Here is a 15,598-nt window from a genome sequence, read left to right as displayed (position 1 = left end):
TTGGTGAAGGTCGCCATCACCGCCATTGCTGATCTGGCCCACGACGCACCGTCGCGTTCATCGTAGAACAGCCTGACGTTGGAGCAACAGCCGGTGCTGAATTCGATGACCCGCGAGGATCATTGGAGCGCGCGTTGCATTCGTGCCAGGTGAGCAAGAGGAGACGAAGCGACATGGTGGATGTCGGCGCCACGAGCGAACAAGCACCGAGCAATACGGCGCTGGTGAGGCGCATTCCCTGGGACAAGATCCTCTTGTGGGCTCCCTTCTTCGCGGCGCTGTATGTGCTGCGCAGCTTGATCCTGTTGATCTTCATGACGGTGCTGCTCAGCTACTTTGTCCGGCGGCTCGTCGAGGCGATGCAGGGACGCTTGCCACGCGACGTTCATGGCGTCTGGATCGATCGGCTGCTGACGCTCGCCGCGTTCGCGATCATCACGCTGGTCCTGTTCATGATCGGCAGTCTGCTGGGGCCGAAGCTCTATCAACAGGGACAGACGTTGCTCATTCGGATGCAGCAGCTTCGTCCCGAGCAGGCATTTGATAGCTTGCTGAGCAACACGGTTGGGTCGCTCAGTTTCTGGGAGCACTACGGAAAGCCTGGGGAGAAACGCTACGAGGAGGCGCTTGCCGAGTTCCAGAAGGATGATCAACTCGGGCTCGGCGCTTATCGTTCCTTCGGCAGTCAGCTCTCGGCGGTGCAGGCGGACTTCGAAACCACCTATCACGACGCGACGCTCAAGTCGCTAAGGACGGAGATGGCTTCCGGCGGGAAGAGCTCCGCCTCGTTCGATCAGTGGCTCGCCAACACGGTCGCGCCCAAGCTCTTGGCGGCGAAGCGCGACGACTACCTCGCTCGCTGGAGCGACAAGCATCCCGAACGATCCTCTTCTCCCCGGGTTAGCCCGACGACGCGCGACGCCCAGATCGAAGAGGCGATCGCCCAGGAGATCAAGTCGAAGCCGGACCAACTCGCGCGCTGGAAGCAGGAATGGGAGCAACAGACGATTTCGAGGCGAATGCGAGCGCTACGGTCGTCGCCCGCGTATCGCAAGGACTTCGAAACCGTCTACGAGGCCGAGCGTCGTCAGAACCCGAGGGAGTTTCCCTACTCGTTCGCCGACTTCGAGAAACTCGAGGAAGCCTATGGGAAGGGACGGGCGGCGTTTCAGAAGACCTTCCAGGAGACGATCGCCGACAGTCCCGACGCCCGGCCGCTGATCGAAGCCGATTTTCGCCAGGAGACCGAGAGCCGCTTGGCGCAGCAGTGGTGGAAGAGCAACCCGTTGGCAATCTCGATTCAGCGCTACCTCCGCCTCGATGGGTCGAAGCTGTTGGGGAGTCTCGGTGGGTGGTCGCAAGAGGCGCTGCAGGCGGCGGTCGTCCTTCCGATCGAACTGTTGACCGCGATCATGCTCGCCTTCTTCGTGACCCTCGATTGGAAGAACCTCGTGAAGAGTGTCCGCTGTCTCTCCGACAGCTCGCTGCGCGACTTCTACCGCGAGTACGCTCCGGCGCTGTCGATCTTCTGTCGTCTGCTCGGGCGGACGTTCGAGGTGCAGGCGCTGGTGGCGCTGGCCAACTCACTCTTGTCGCTTGTCACCCTTTGGCTGTTGGGGGTGAGCAATCTCTTCTTTCTCGTGTCGCTGATCTTCGTGTGCAGTCTGATCCCGGTGGTCGGGATCTTGTTGGCGAGCATCCCGGTCACGTTGTCGGCGACGCTGCAAACAGACGGCTCGCTCCTACTGGGCGCCGAGGCGTTCATCGCGATCGCGGCGGTGCAGTTCTTCGAGGGGTGTTTTCTCAATCCCAGAATCGTGGGGAACCTCTTGCACCTTCATCCGGTGACGAGTGTTTCGGTGTTGACGATCGGCGGCTTTCTGTTCGGGGTCTGGGGGATTTTGCTCGCGACGCCGGTGACGGTCTTCGTGATCGACGTGGTGGTGCTGCGGCGGTCGATTCCCGGGATCACCGACGGGGCCGGGCTCGAGCCGACGGCAACCGACGAGTGATCGCGCCATGGTGGGGCGACCGGTCATCCGGGTGAGCCGGTGGAAGGACGCTCGAGAAGAAAGAGAGCCAGGCCGCTCAACGCGAGCATCACGAACTCGAAGAGGGCGATCCCGATCGCGAGGGAACTCGGTCGACCTTCGAGCGCGAGGTTGATGCCGCGCCCGAGAAGGAGTCCCAACAGCGACACCGCCAGCAGGACAAGCGCGAACAAGCGTGCGTGGGACGACCCCATTCCCCAGAAGATGATCGCCGCGAACGAGAACATCAGCCCGCCGTACATCGCCCGAATCTCTTGGCGTGCGGTGGTCGTTCGCGCAGGCAAGTCGAACGGTTCGAGGAGGTGTTCGGGTCGCCAAAGGCCCAAGACGCCAAGGACGACAAACGAGAGGGCCGCGATGAGAAGGACGATCCAAGCGAGCCAGTCCGAGGTCGGCGAGGGCATGACGTGGTCTCTCCAGGGATGGTCATCGGTCATGCCACTCTAGGAGAGCCGTCAATCGCGACGCGGACGCTTGCACTCACATCCGCGTCACGAAGACGAAGAAGCGTCGTCGTCCTCGTCGGGAAGTGTCTCTTGGATCCAGCTCTCGAAGCGTTTCCTTCCCTCCTGCTCATCGTCGCGTTCGTCGCTGGAGGGGGAGCCCTTTCCCTTGAAGGTTGCTGAGTCGTTCGTGTCCCCGGCGTTCGAGGGAAGGGGAGTCACGCTCGACAGGGAGGAAACGACGACGGAATTCCACAGGGAGCTATCGCTGGCGACGCCTTTGTCCTGGGCCGCGACGACGTCATCGAAGTTGCTCGGGCCGAACGCCGAATCGGTGAGCCAGCTCTCCATGCGAGTGAAGCCACTGTCGTTTGGCGCGGTGGTCGTTTGATCCGGGGGATCTACTGGCTCTTCCGGTTTCGGCTCACCGGACGCCAGTCCCGGAGTGACCGCCGACCACGCCCAATCGGCGAACGAGGCGTTGCCGCTCATCGAGGCGCGAAACCCTTTGATGATCGGGTGGGGGCCAAAATACTCGAGAAAGCTCGTCCGAAGCGGTTCCCCGAGGCGCGGTAGACTGGGAGTCTCGGCCCGCTTCTGCTCGGGAAGGGGTTCCTTGATCTTCCGCTTCAGCTCATCCGCGCGAGCGTGAGCTTCCTCGAGACGCTGCTTGAGGCTGTCGACTCGTTGCGACTTCTCCTTGTTCTTGGAGTCCTGGTACTCGAAGAACTGACGCGTCAGCCCCGGTAGCTTCTCGCGTGCTTCGGCGATCTGGGCCGCGCAGGCATCGACCTTCGCCTTGGTGGCCGCGTCGGTGATCTTCTCCTGCATCACGCCATAGGCCCGTGAAACATGCTCGAGGTTGTCGAGCAGTTGTTGCACCGCGGCCTTGGGATCCTTGATGAATTCCGAGACGGACTGCGGATTGTCGAGCATCTTCTTGAGTTGCTGGGGATCGAACGCGGTCATGGATCATGGATCCTATTCGGTAGTCGATGGTGATTCCGGGAGTTCCCACGAAAGCTTTCCGTCGCGAACGTCGAGTCCGACATCGAGAAACTGCCGAAGGACGACATGGCGATTCTTGGCTTGGGCCGTGGCGAATGCGAGAAAGACCGTGGCGGCGCAGAGCGTCGCGGCTCGCTTGCCGTCTCGGGGAACGATCGGTTGGTCCGGTCCTTTGGCCGAGCCCGCCATGGCGATCGCCCGACCACAGCGATGACACGCCGCCTCACGCGAGAGATCGGCGAGCGACAGGCCGACCTCTTGTCGAGCGCCCTCGCCGGGAGTCCTTAGCCAATGGAACGCCGCCGCGAACAGTCGATGCTCCGCTTCGGTCGGCTTTCTCTCCACGCTTTCCCAACAGCAGAGGACCGCCCACCAGACGGCTTGGCGAACGGGAAGCAGCATCGCCAGCGCCCGAATCGCGTCACCGATGAGATTGTTGGCGACGAGTTCCTCGAGCAACACGTCGGCATCGGGACACCGTTCGAGGATAGGCTTCGCGGTGATCGTCAACGATGGCTCGTCGCGGAGGTCGCCAAGTTCCGTGACCGCGGAGGGACCATCGAGAGAGTTCGACACGTCGGTGCTCATGGGGTTCCCGTTCGTTGTTCCAAATCGTCGTGATCGCCGCCTACTCGAGTCCGTTGATCAGCGGCGACAAGTTCGTGAGGCTCGCCGCGGACAGCGTGACGGCGGTGCCTCCCACCGTCAAGACGATCCCCGCCTCCGTGATCGCGATGGTATTCTCTCCCGCTCGCAACAAGACCGTCGGCTCGGAGATGGTGATGCCCGAGATCGGCGGTGTGAGCCCATCGGCGGCGAACCCCAACGAGGTTGCGAGTGGGTTCATCGTCATGACCGAACAGGGGAACGAGCCGACCTGGCACTTGTACGATAGCGGGCTGATCGTGATCACGCCCACTTCGTCGTCGAGAATGCTCGCGGTCGTCAGTGAGAACGCTCCCCCGGCGGGACTCGAGTCCAAGGACATCGAGGCGCCTTCCCCCGCTCCAAAGGTGACGCTTCCGTCCGCGGAATCGACTTGGACGGTGAACGCTCCGATCGGCGAAGGGTCCTCGTCGACGACATCGTCGAGCACGAGGGGAACGCTCGCTCCGAGGTACATGTTGGCCATGCTGGTTCGGAAGTTGAGCGAGGCGCCCGCGGTGAGCGAAATCGTGCCATTCGCGGAGTTGGACCCGGCTTCGAGTTCGATGTTCCCGGTGCCGGTCAGGTCCGCGTCGACGTCGACCTCGGGAACTTCGTCGATCACCGGGATCTCCGGCTCGTCGCCGAGGACGAAGATCGGCATCATCGGTAGTTGTGGCCAAGCGGAGTTGCTGGCGCTGAGATAGATGTTGCCGTTGGAGGTGCTCATGCTGTAGTTGCCCTCCTCGATACGCTGCCCGTGGGTGGCGATGTCCGCCAAACGAGCCAGTCCGTTGACGCACGCACCCTGAATGATGTCGAGTTGCCTGACATCCGATTCGATGGTGTTGAGCGTGCTGCTGATGGGACCGGTCGCGGCGGTGACCGCCGCGGCGACTTGAATGTGGCTCGCACAATAGTTGATGACGTCCCCCAGGCCATCAAGCCGTCGTTCGATCCCCTCGAGGATCTCAAAATCGTTATTGAGCTCGCAGAAGGTCGCCTCGACAAGCGTCGTCAGCCATTGTCCGAGGATCTTGGCGAGCCACAACGCGTAGCAGATGGTCTTCTCATCCTCGCTCGACCAGGGCAGGTCGTGCTGGTCGATGGTCGGCAGGATCGACAGCGCCAGCATACTCCCCGCCGCGACTAGCGAACTCATCGCGATCAGGATCACCTTCCAGTCGGAACTCATGCCGAACTTGTTGTCGGGATGGAACTCGAACAACGGGCCGCGGTGGATTTCGACCTTGGTTCCGTAGGTGATGTTGCACTCGCCCCCCATGTTCCACTCGGAGTGCCCGAGCAGACCGCCGATGCTGAGCTTGAGCGGATTGGCCGAGGGCGAGCAACTGAGCATCAGTTGCACCGGATCGAGCCAGATCTCGTTGTGGCGGCCGGTGACCCCTTCCTCGTGGATGCCGATGATACCGTCGTAGAGCCCGCCGATGACGTTCTGGAGCAGGACCGCGGCGACCGACTGATCACGCAGTCGGGGCCAATCGGAGACGACGCCGCTCCCGTCGCCGGAACCATCGCTCGAGTCGCTGGACGACGGGGGAGAGGACAATCCACCGCCGCCAACGATGTGCTTGGAGTAACCGCCAAGTCTCGTGATCTGTTGGTTGGGGACGGTGAGCGAGTGATTGTGCCTCACCTCGGTGATCATGTCACGCTGCGAGCGAAACTGGATGAGCTCATGCCCCTGGGTGTCGTCGAACGCGAGTCCGTGAAAGTCGTTCTGGGAACCGGATCGCGAGCGGGTCTTGATGCCGCTGACGTTCTTGTCCTCGGGAAGGTCGAAGGGGGGCATCTGGTCGGCGTTGTAGACGTTGCCCACGACGATGGGAGCGTCCGGATCCCCTTCGAGGAAGGCGATGAGGACTTCCTGGCCGATGCGCGGAATGTGGACTTGACCGAACCGTCCGCCCGCCCAGTTGTACCCGACGCGGACCCAGCACGAGCTTCGCTCGTCGGACTGGCCGTAGCGATCCCAACGGAACTGGACTTTGATGCGTCCATAGCGGTCCGTGAAGATCTCTTCCCCCTTGGGGCCGACGACGGTCGCGGACTGGGTGCCGGAGATTCGCGGTCTCGGTGTTTGACGAGGCGCCCGGAAAGGGAGGTTGTGCGGCAAGCATTCGAACGTGTTCTCGTAGGCGATGCTCGAGTCGTCACCGGAGGCGAAGTCGGGAACCCGCATGCGGTGCAGCACGCGTTTGACCAAGTAGGTTCCGTTCCCGCGTTGATGGTGAGTCAGTTCGAACTGAAGACCGGGGTTGAGTCGCCGACAGACGCTCGCGCCCTCGATGAGCAGGCTCGAGGCGACCTGTTCCTCCATCCGAATCTGGGCGGTCTGCTGGTTCTGCTGAAAGACCTTCTGGAGATCGTCCCACTGCGCGGACCCTTCCGGGCCGATGCCGTCGAAGCGGTGACCGAAGGCGCCGGGGAAGTCGAAGACGCTCAGATGGTGCTGCGAGCCCATTTGGAGGGGATGGGGCGTCTTTCCCGCGAGGACCGACGCGGGCGGTGTCGCGTTCGCCTCGAGGTGGTGGCTGGGCAACTCGAAGTTGTGATCCCAGACTTCATACTGCGAGGAGGCGACCTCTTGCGTCACTTGCCACGAGAAGATGGGCTCATCCTCGCGAACCCCGCCACGGTTGGCATCGAACCGAACCCTCTTGTCAAACGGCACACTGGGGTTGGTCGGCGACGAGTCGGCGATATGCAGGAGGTGGCGATCGGCCTCGTGCGTGAAGTAGTAGAAGATCCCCTCTTCCTCCATCAAGCGGCTGATGAAGGCGAAGTCGGTTTCGCCGTACTGAACGCAGTAGTTGTGCTGGTGATAGTTCCGCTGCAAGTCAAAGCGGGTCGGGATGTCGTCCAGAAACTCCTGAAGAATCTCGACGACGGACTTCTGCTGGAAGACGCGGCAGTTGGTTCGCTTGGTGAGAAACCAGAGCGAGGGAGAGACCCGCATCCGGTAATGGGACCATCGCGAATCGCTGTTGAGCTGCGTGAAACGCGAGACGATTCCGTGAAAGTGCCGCGGTGGCTTGGAAGCGGCCCCCTGGCTAACGTCGGACTCGAGGGAGATCGAGACCGGTTTCGCGAGGAGCTGATCGAAGGGGATCTTGGCTTCCAGGTCCGCTTCGAGGTCGAGTTCGATCGCGAAGAGTTCGGAAAGGGCCTCGCTCGCCCGCAACTCGCGAACGCGAAGGAGGTCGGGGGCGAGGGCCGACCTCAGCTGGATCTGGTCGAGAATGGTGTCTCTCATGGTGATCGCTTCCGATGGTCCGGGTGCGGGGACAGGGCTCTCCTTGTGATAACCAAGTTCCGAAGCAGAGTGAAGCCGAGCGCCACGGTGGTCCGTTGTTGGCGACGGGGACGACATTCGTTCGCGAAGCCAACTCTCAAGCGTCGTCTCACATCCGTACTATCTGTAGACTTGTACGTGATTCGCGACCGATCTCCGAGCTTGGTTCGCGGAGGAACGAGTCACGAGAAACAAGAGTCGCGACGACGACAGGAGCATCGTCGCCGCCTGGAAACGAGAGAGGAACGCAACGATGGGCGAACCCATTGTCGTCGAAACCGCCGTGTGCGCGTGCACGATGGGCACCGTACCAACTCCGTTGACAGTGACCAGCCAGGAGTTCAAGACCATCAACGCGATGCCGGTCGCCACGATCGCCGATTGCGCTCCGGACGTGAACATCACTCCCTTCGGAACGTGCAACGAATTGACCGCGGCAGCCTCGGGCGTTCCCCAACCGTGCGTGCCGGCGCCGGTGGGTACGTGGATGCCGGGGTCGCTGATGTGGACGGCCAATGAGCTTCCCATCCTGGTCCAGACCGACAAGTTGGTGTGCGGCGTTGGAGGCGAGATCAGCGTGATCGAGAACCCGGCCAACGAAACCATGACCAGTTTCTAGTCGCGAGGGGATCGCGTCGACATCGGGCTGTTGGGCGCGTCGGACGTAGGGGCTTTCCCTCACTTCGAAGGAGATCCGCATGGGCAAGCCCATCGTCGTCGAGGGCGCCAAGTGCGCCTGCAATCAAGAGGAAAAGTCTACGCAGAAGCCGCTGAAGGTAACCAGCCAGAACGTCGAGACGATCAACGACAAGACGGTCGCGACGATCATGGACTGCATCCCGATCGCGAACGTGCCTTCCTTCGGGACCTGCAAGATTCTGACGCTGCAAGCCAACGGCGCGAAGATACCCTGTGTCCCGGTTGCCGCCGGCACGTGGAGCAAGGGCTCGAAGATGTACGCCATCAACGGCCAGCCCGCGCTGCTCGAGTCGGACAAGCTGAGGTGCGCGATCGGGGGGACGATCACCGTCAAGATGAACCCGGACAACAAGAACGTCGTCAGCGACTAGTGCACCAACTGATCGGCTCGCCACTGTAGAAGATCCCTCGGGTGCCCATGCCCACGCTTGCCGTGGGCATGCTGGAATCACGCTTGCCGTGGGCATGCTGGAATCACGCTTGCCGTGGGCATGCTGGAATCACGCTTGCCGTGGGCATGCTGGAATCACGCTTGCCGTGGGCATGCTGGAATCACGCTTGCCGTGGGCATGCTGGAATCACGCTTGCCGTGGGCATGCTGGAATCACGCTTGCCGTGGGCATGTTTTCACGCGATGGGCTTGCCAATGGAGATGCTAGCTGTTCACTTTTTCTAGCGTGCCAAGGCCTGGCCTCGACCATCACGGATCGGAGGCCGTCCCTCGCCTCGGATTCCCACGGTTTCACCCCCGGCGCGATATTTGTCGGCGACTGGGTGACGACACCAAGCGGACGACGTGATACAACAGGCCGCATGGAAAGTCATCCGGCACCCGATCCGCGAACGACCGACGACACCTCCGGAGAAAGTGCCACCCGATCCGGGACGGATGGTCCGGCCACGCGGAGTTTGGGCTGGATCGTCTTTCTCGCGGCGATCGTGATCGGCATCCTTGCCGGCTCCCCCATCGTCGGGGGCCTCCAGGCCCTCTTGCCGGCGCCACGGGATCGCGAGATTCTCTACTGGACTTCCCCATCGAATCCTCAAGAGCGTTCGGACAAGCCGGGTAAGAATGCGATGGGGATGCCGCTCGTTCCCGTGTACAAGGGAATCCCCGGCCCCACCGGACCGCATCGCATCGATCCCGTGCTGCAAGAGCGAAGTTTCTGGACGGTACCCGTGACCAAGGGACCGCTGGTACGGACGATCAAGGCTCCGGCGACCATTCATCCCGCGGAGCCGCTTATCCAAGAGTACAGCTTGAAGGTCGGTGCTTGGCTCGAGCAAGTCCCTGTCGACTACACGGGCCAGCAAGTCAAAAAGGGCGAGCCGCTCTTCAGCGCCTACTCTCCCGATCTGGTCGCGGGGCAACGAGAACTGCTCCTCAGCGCCAAAGCCGCCGGCGGGGAGAACACGCGGGTCGACGACGTCGTCGCCGCCCAGATGAAGCAGAACTTGAGCAACTCCAAACAGCGGCTCCGCTACTGGGACATCACCCAGGACCAGATCGACGCAATCCTCCAGGAGGGCAAGCCGCGAAAGGCGATCGCGTTCGTTTCCCCCACGAACGGTTACGTCCTCGACCAGTCGACCAAGGAAGGGGACTACCACGAGGCGGGCGAGCGGCTCTATCGCTTCGCCGATCTGTCGACGGTTTGGGTCGACATCTACATCAGCGCCCAGGATCTCGACCACGTGAAGGTCGGCCAGGAAGCGACGCTCGCGACCCCTTCCTTTCCCGACCGGACGTGGAAGGGAAAGGTGACCTACCGCTACCCGGAGCTCGAACCCGTCAGCCGCACCCTCCGCGTCCGGCTCGAGTTCGCCAATCCGGACAATGTCCTCAAGCCTGGACTCTTCGTCACCGTCGTCCTCGCTCCGGACCGATTCGGAGAGGGACTCTCGATTCCCCTCAACGGGTTCATTGACACCGGCACCCGCAGGATCGCCTATGTTTCTCCGGGAGGGGGAATGATCGAGCCCCGGGAGATCCAAACCGGTTCCTTGCTCGACGAAGAGCGCGTCGTCGTTCGAAGCGGGCTCTCCGAGGGGGAGGCGATCATCGTCGATCCGACCTACCTACTGGACGCCGAGGTCAGGTTACGCGCGGTCAACCGAAACTTCGTCCCCTCGCCCCTCTGGCGCGAACTCGATGAAATGACGAACGATCCGAAAGGGACGATGGGGGGAAAGTCGGGCTCGATGCCGGCGATGCGGAAAGGGGCGGCGAAGTGAAACGTGTCGTCCTGATGACGCTGCGCGGCGTCGGCTTGGCGATCCTCGCGATCCTTGGACTCTCTCTGGGGAGCGTGGTCCGTCTCTACGTCATCCCGAAGGTGATCGCCGACTTTTCCGAGGAGCCCGCGGCGGCGACGGAGGATGCCTCGGGCAAGAAGGTCGCCTACTGGACCTCGCCGATGAATCCCGGTGTCGTGTCACTGTCACCTGGGAAGGGCCCCATGGGCATGAAGCTCGTCCCGGTCTACGCCGATCAAATGGGGTCGGGCAACAGCGTCCATCTCGGCGCGCCGCAGATCCAAAACTTGGGGCTCCGACTCGCGAAGGCCGAGAAGGTCGTCTCGACGGAGAGTCTTCGCTCGACGGGAATCGTCGCCTACGCCGAGCCGACGATCACCGACGTGACGCTCAAGATCTCCGGTTGGATCGAGTCGCAAGCGGTCAACTACGTGGGCCAACGGGTCAGCAAGGGGGAGACGCTCTTCACGTTCTACTCGCCGGAGTTGGTCTCGACGCAGGAAGCCTTCCTCCTAGGGGAGAAGCAGCAAGAGCAGGGGGGCGACAGTCTGCTTGGCGCCGCGTCGCCGAGCGGCGACGTGCTGCCCGCGGGAGAACGGCTCGAGTACTGGGATGTGCCCCAGAAGGAGATCGAGGCGATCCGCGAACTCGGTGAACCGAAAAAGGTCGTCGCGTTCGAGTCGCCCGCCGATGGCTGGATTGTCGAGAAGCCGAGCTTCGCGGGTAGCTACGTTCCGATGGGCCAGCGTCTCTACCGCATCGCCGATCTCTCGAAGGTTTGGGTCTACGTCCCGCTCTATCAGTCGCAGCTCTCGATGGTGAGCGTCGGCGACGAGGCGACGCTCACGCTCGCGTACCATCCCAACCGGAGTTGGAAGGGGCCCGTCACCTACATCTATCCCGAGATCGATGAGACGACCCGCCAGGTCCAGGTCCGTTTGGAGTTCGACAACCCCGAGTTGCTCCTGCGGCCGGGAATGGATGCCGACGTGACGTTCGGGGCTCGTCCGTCCGACGATCGCGTGCTGGTGCCGCGTGATGCGGTCCTGGTGACGGGCGAGACGCGCGATGGCCCGGATGGACAAGTCAAGCTCGGCACCGCGTTCGTGCGAGTCGGCCCAACGTCGTTCGAGGGCCGAACCGTCACCTGGGGCGCGGACACGGACGATCAACGGCTCGAGATCACCAGTGGCGTCAAACCCGGGGAGCAAGTCGTCGTCACTGGCGTCTTCGGCCTCAACTCGGAGATGAGGCGGCGGCAGGCGAGTTTGCAACTGGTCGAGCAGATGTTGAAGCAGAAGGGCGAGGAGCCCGAGAAGAAGAACTCCGCCGAGTGAGGGACCTAGCCACGTCCTCGGCCGGCGATCGTGTCTCGTGGCTCCACGAACCATGCTGGGTTGATCCGCTTTGATCACTGCGATTATCGACTACTCACTGCGCAATCGAATCATGGTCATCCTGGCGACCATCGCGCTGATCGCCGCGGGCATCTATTCGATCTTCCACATCAGGCTCAACGCCATTCCGAATCTCGGTGACGTCCAGGTCATCGTCTTCACCGAGTACCCAGGTCAGTCGCCTCAGGTCGTCGAGGATCAGGTGACTTATCCGCTCACGACGACGATGTTGTCGGTCCCCAAAGCGAGCGAGGTGCGCGGCAGCTCGTTCTTCGGGCGTTCGTTCGTGACGATCAACTTCGAGGATGGAACCGATCTCTACTGGGCGCGGAGCCGAGTGCTGGAGTACCTCAACTTCGCCGCCGATCAGATCCCGCCGGGACTGAGCCCCCGACTGGGCCCCGACGCGACCGGCAACGGCTGGGTCTACGAGTACGTCGTCACCAGTGGCTACTACTGCGAGGATCATCCCAGGGGGATGTACCACGATCCCAAGGGGGACAAGTGGTACGCCTTGCCGAACGAGGCGCCGGTCGATGCTCGGTCTCGGCTGGAGCTGGTGAAGATCTTCGACGAGCCGGGAGCGAGCCCGCTGACGGGTAAGCCACTCGTCGCCCCGAAGACCGATCTGGGTATGCTTCGCACGGTTCAAGATTGGTACTTGCGGTACCCGCTTTCGGCGACGCCCGGCGTCTCCCAAGTCGCGAGTCTGGGGGGCTACGTCAAGGAGTACCAAGTCGAGATCGATCCCGATCGCCTCTTGGCGTTCGATCTCTCGCTCCGGAAGGTGCGCACCGCGATCGAGGAGTCGAACCTGGACGAAGGGGGGAGCGTCGTCGAGTTCTCCGAGAGTCAGTACTTCGTGGTGGGACGCGGCTATCTCGGAGGCGGTCGCAGCACGCCGGGAACCTCGCAACAAGTGCTCGCGGATCTCGGCGCGATCGCGATCGGAACGCAGCAGGACGGGTCGCCGATCTTCCTACGCGACATCGCTCGCATCCAGATCGGCCCCGCCCTTCGTCGCGGAATCGCCGAATGGAACGGCAAGGGGCAAGTCGTCGCCGCGGTCGTGCTGATGCGTTATCAAGAGAACGCCTACGCCGTCATTCAGAGCGTTAAGGAGAAGCTCGATCAGCTTCGCGTCGGCCTACCTCCAGGCGTCGACGTCAAGACCTCCTACGATCGCTCCGCGCTCATCGAACGCGCCGTCGCGACCCTTCAACGAAAGCTGATCGAGGAAGTGACGGTCGTCGCGATCATCATCATGATCTTCCTCCTGCACTTTCGCAGTTCGGTCGTCGCGATCTTCGTCCTGCCGATGGGAGTCTTGGGTAGTCTGCTCATCATGCAGATCATCGGCGTCGACGCCAACATCATGAGCCTGGGAGGATTGGCGCTCGCGATCGGTGTCATGGTCGACTCCGCGATCGTCATGATCGAGAACTCGCACAAACGCCTCGAAGAGGACACGGGCCGGCTTTCGCATGACGAGTCGATCGCGCTCGCGGCCAAGGAGGTTGGGCCGCAGATCTTCTTCTCGCTCTTGGTGATCGCGGTCGCCTTTCTGCCGATCTTCTTCCTGCCGGGAGAGTCGGGAAAACTCTTCCGTCCGTTGGCCTACACGAAGACTTTCGCGATGGCCTCCGCGGCGATCTTGTCGATCACTATCGTGCCCATTCTGATGGTCTACCTGGTTCGCGGCCGGATCCCGAAGGAAGAGACCAACCCGATCAACCGATTCCTCATCCGGGTCTACGAGCCGGTCTTTTGGTTCTGCATGCGTTGGCGCTGGCTGACGGTCGCGTTGGCGCTCTTGATGGTCGCTTCGATCGTCTACCCCTATCGGAAGTTGGGCTCGGAGTTCATGCCGCCGCTGAACGAGGGAACGCTCCTCTACATGCCGACGACCGACCCGTCGATCTCGATCGACAAGCTCCGGGAGTATTTGCAGCAGACCGACAAACTCTTTGCTCAGTTTCCGGAGATCGCCTGGGTCTTCGGCAAGGGCGGGCGTTTCGACACCGCGACCGACAACGCGCCGATCTCGATGATCGGCACGACGCTCGAACTCGAAGTGGATGAATCGAAGTGGCGCAAACGCTACATCGATCGTTGGTTCTCGGGGCTTCCCGACGTGCTAAAGACGCCGCTTGCCTACTTCTGGCCGGAAGAACGGCCGATCACCGTCAAGGAGCTGATCTACGGTTGGGAGGATCTCAGTGGGGCGCGCATTCAAGGTCTCAATGACGTCGCCAATCTTCCCGGCCTAAGCAATGCTTGGACGATGCCGATCAAGGCTCGCGTCGAGATGCTGGCGACCGGGATCAAAACGCCCGTTGGCATCAAGGTCCTTGGCAGCGACCTGCGGGTGATCGGCGACGTCGCCGAGAAGATTGCCTCGCAGCTTCGGACGCTGCCTGAAGTGAAGAGCGTCTACGCCGAGAAGACGCAGGGAGGATACTTCCTCGATTTCCTCATCGATCGCGAGGCCGCCGCGAGGTATGGACTCACGATCCAGGAGATTCAGGAGATCATCCAGGTCGCGATGGGGGGCCTGCCGATCACGACGACGGTCGAAGGGCTCGAACGCTACCCGGTCAATCTTCGCTATCCGCGCGAGCTCCGCGACAACATGCCGGCGCTGAAGGCGTCGCTCGTGACACTTCCCAGCGGGGCCCAGATCCCGATCGAGGAACTCGCCGAGATTCGCTACACGACCGGTCCACCGGTCGTCCGCAGCGAGCAGTCCGAGCCGACGGCGTGGATCTACGTCGACATGACGTCCAGCGACATGGGAGGCTTCGTCGCGAAGGCCAAGGCCCTGGTACAGCGCAACGTTATCGACCAGCCCGACTTCCCGGCGGGCTACCGGCTGATCTGGACCGGTGAGTACAAGAATCTCGAGGAAGCCAATCAGCGGATGGTGACGATCATCCCCGTGACGCTGCTGATCATTTTCATGCTTCTGTACATCAGCAATGGAAGTATCTTCCGCACCGTGACGGTGTTGGCGGCGATTCCCTTCAGTCTCGTCGGCGCCTTCTGGCTGCTCTACTTCCTCGAGTTTCAGATGAGCGTTGCGGTTTGGGTCGGCATGATCGCGTTGGCGGGACTCGACGCCGAAACCGGTTCGCTCATGTTGCTCTATCTCGATCGTTCTTTCGATACCTATCGGGAGCGGGGGATGTTCAAGAGCCTCAAGGACCTCGAGCGGTGCATTCACGAAGGCGCGGTGCGCCGAATCCGTCCCGAGACCATGACGGTGGTCGCGGCGTTTATCGGCTTGATGCCACTCATGTACGGGACGGAGGTCGGGTCCGAGGCGATGAAGCGGCTCGCGGCCCCGATGGTCGGTGGGCTCGTGACCAGCTTCCTCATGGAGTTGATGGTCTACCCGGTCATTTTCTTCCTCTACAAGTCGTTCGAGGTTCGCCGCATCATCCGCAAGCAGCGCGAAGCCGAAGAGGCGTAGATGACGCCTCCTATCTTTCCTACACTCGATACACTCCGGTTTTTCGGCGTCATCCGCATTTCGCTTAAACTCACCCACTTGCTCGCGTCGACAACACTCAGAGCGTCAAAAATTCTGGTGGTGTTGCCCTTCCGTCCAGACGGGTGCCACTGGCTGCTTGTCCGCCAGTGATCAACGCGGGGCTCCATCGGAGCGCCGTCCTCGCGTTTGCCGCCACGCTAGAGATCGTCGTCGGGCGTCTGCACAACGTCGGGACGAGCACGGTCGGTTCTCACTGGCTGTCGAGCAGCCTGTGGCACTCCCGAACCTGG

10 protein-coding genes are annotated in these 15,598 nt (G+C 62.0%); 6 read left to right on the top strand and 4 right to left on the bottom strand.

What is annotated here, in order from left to right; all coding sequences use genetic code 11:
• Positions 1–173 precede the first annotated feature (173 nt).
• Entirely contained in the window at positions 174–2,012 is a 1,839-nt protein-coding gene (locus Pan216_RS18530) for an AI-2E family transporter (protein ID WP_145260167.1), read from the top strand.
• 23 nt (positions 2,013–2,035) lie between these two features.
• Here the strand turns inward: Pan216_RS18530 and Pan216_RS18525 are convergent, their stop codons facing one another.
• From Pan216_RS18525 to Pan216_RS18510, 4 genes are all read right to left on the bottom strand, one after another.
• Positions 2,036–2,455: a DUF4345 family protein gene (locus Pan216_RS18525; RefSeq protein WP_419192700.1), complete on the bottom strand. Its 420-nt coding sequence runs from the start codon at positions 2,453–2,455 to the stop codon at positions 2,036–2,038.
• Between the two features lie 87 nt (positions 2,456–2,542).
• A complete protein-coding gene (locus Pan216_RS18520) occupies positions 2,543–3,463 on the bottom strand; it encodes a hypothetical protein (protein ID WP_145260163.1) in 921 nt (306 codons plus the stop codon).
• 12 nt (positions 3,464–3,475) lie between these two features.
• Complete coding sequence (locus Pan216_RS18515; protein ID WP_145260162.1) at positions 3,476–4,090, bottom strand: DUF6931 family protein; 615 nt, start codon at positions 4,088–4,090, stop codon at positions 3,476–3,478.
• Between the two features lie 40 nt (positions 4,091–4,130).
• Positions 4,131–7,424, bottom strand: coding sequence for a type VI secretion system Vgr family protein (locus Pan216_RS18510; RefSeq protein ID WP_419192699.1), 3,294 nt, complete (start codon positions 7,422–7,424; stop codon positions 4,131–4,133).
• 292 nt (positions 7,425–7,716) lie between these two features.
• On the opposite strand from Pan216_RS18510, the gene Pan216_RS18505 reads away from it, so the two are divergent.
• The 5 genes from Pan216_RS18505 (at position 7,717) to Pan216_RS18485 (ending at position 15,287) form a co-directional block, all read left to right on the top strand.
• Positions 7,717–8,082, top strand: a complete 366-nt coding sequence (locus tag Pan216_RS18505; protein ID WP_145260158.1) for a DUF4280 domain-containing protein — start codon at positions 7,717–7,719, stop codon at positions 8,080–8,082.
• A gap of 79 nt (positions 8,083–8,161) precedes the next feature.
• A complete protein-coding gene (locus Pan216_RS18500; RefSeq protein ID WP_145260156.1) occupies positions 8,162–8,533 on the top strand; it encodes a DUF4280 domain-containing protein in 372 nt (123 codons plus the stop codon).
• 442 nt (positions 8,534–8,975) lie between these two features.
• A complete protein-coding gene (locus Pan216_RS18495; protein WP_419192698.1) occupies positions 8,976–10,397 on the top strand; it encodes an efflux RND transporter periplasmic adaptor subunit in 1,422 nt (473 codons plus the stop codon).
• Complete coding sequence (locus Pan216_RS18490) at positions 10,394–11,755, top strand: efflux RND transporter periplasmic adaptor subunit (RefSeq protein WP_145260152.1); 1,362 nt, start codon at positions 10,394–10,396, stop codon at positions 11,753–11,755. The genes Pan216_RS18495 and Pan216_RS18490 overlap by 4 nt, the downstream gene beginning before the upstream one ends.
• Positions 11,756–11,825: 70 nt before the next feature.
• A complete protein-coding gene (locus tag Pan216_RS18485; protein WP_145260150.1) occupies positions 11,826–15,287 on the top strand; it encodes an efflux RND transporter permease subunit in 3,462 nt (1,153 codons plus the stop codon).
• Positions 15,288–15,598: the final 311 nt, after the last annotated feature.

The organism is Kolteria novifilia (genome assembly GCA_007748055.1).
Taxonomy (GTDB): domain Bacteria; phylum Planctomycetota; class Planctomycetia; order Kolteriales; family Kolteriaceae; genus Kolteria; species Kolteria novifilia.
The sequence above is the reverse complement of the archived record's forward strand: the minus strand, read 5'-3'. Positions and strand labels throughout refer to the sequence as shown.

Bases quoted from the DNA above. Each gene is read 5' to 3' on its own strand.
- Pan216_RS18495 (WP_419192698.1), top strand. From the start codon at position 8,976: ATGGAAAGTCATCCGGCACCCGATCCGCGAACGACCGACGACACCTCC.
- Pan216_RS18500 (WP_145260156.1), top strand. From the start codon at position 8,162: ATGGGCAAGCCCATCGTCGTCGAGGGCGCCAAGTGCGCCTGCAATCAA.
- Pan216_RS18515 (WP_145260162.1), bottom strand. From the start codon at position 4,090: ATGAGCACCGACGTGTCGAACTCTCTCGATGGTCCCTCCGCGGTCACG.
- Pan216_RS18505 (WP_145260158.1), top strand. From the start codon at position 7,717: ATGGGCGAACCCATTGTCGTCGAAACCGCCGTGTGCGCGTGCACGATG.
- Pan216_RS18525 (WP_419192700.1), bottom strand. From the start codon at position 2,455: ATGCCCTCGCCGACCTCGGACTGGCTCGCTTGGATCGTCCTTCTCATC.
- Pan216_RS18510 (WP_419192699.1), bottom strand. From the start codon at position 7,424: ATGAGAGACACCATTCTCGACCAGATCCAGCTGAGGTCGGCCCTCGCC.
- Pan216_RS18530 (WP_145260167.1), top strand. From the start codon at position 174: ATGGTGGATGTCGGCGCCACGAGCGAACAAGCACCGAGCAATACGGCG.
- Pan216_RS18520 (WP_145260163.1), bottom strand. From the start codon at position 3,463: ATGACCGCGTTCGATCCCCAGCAACTCAAGAAGATGCTCGACAATCCG.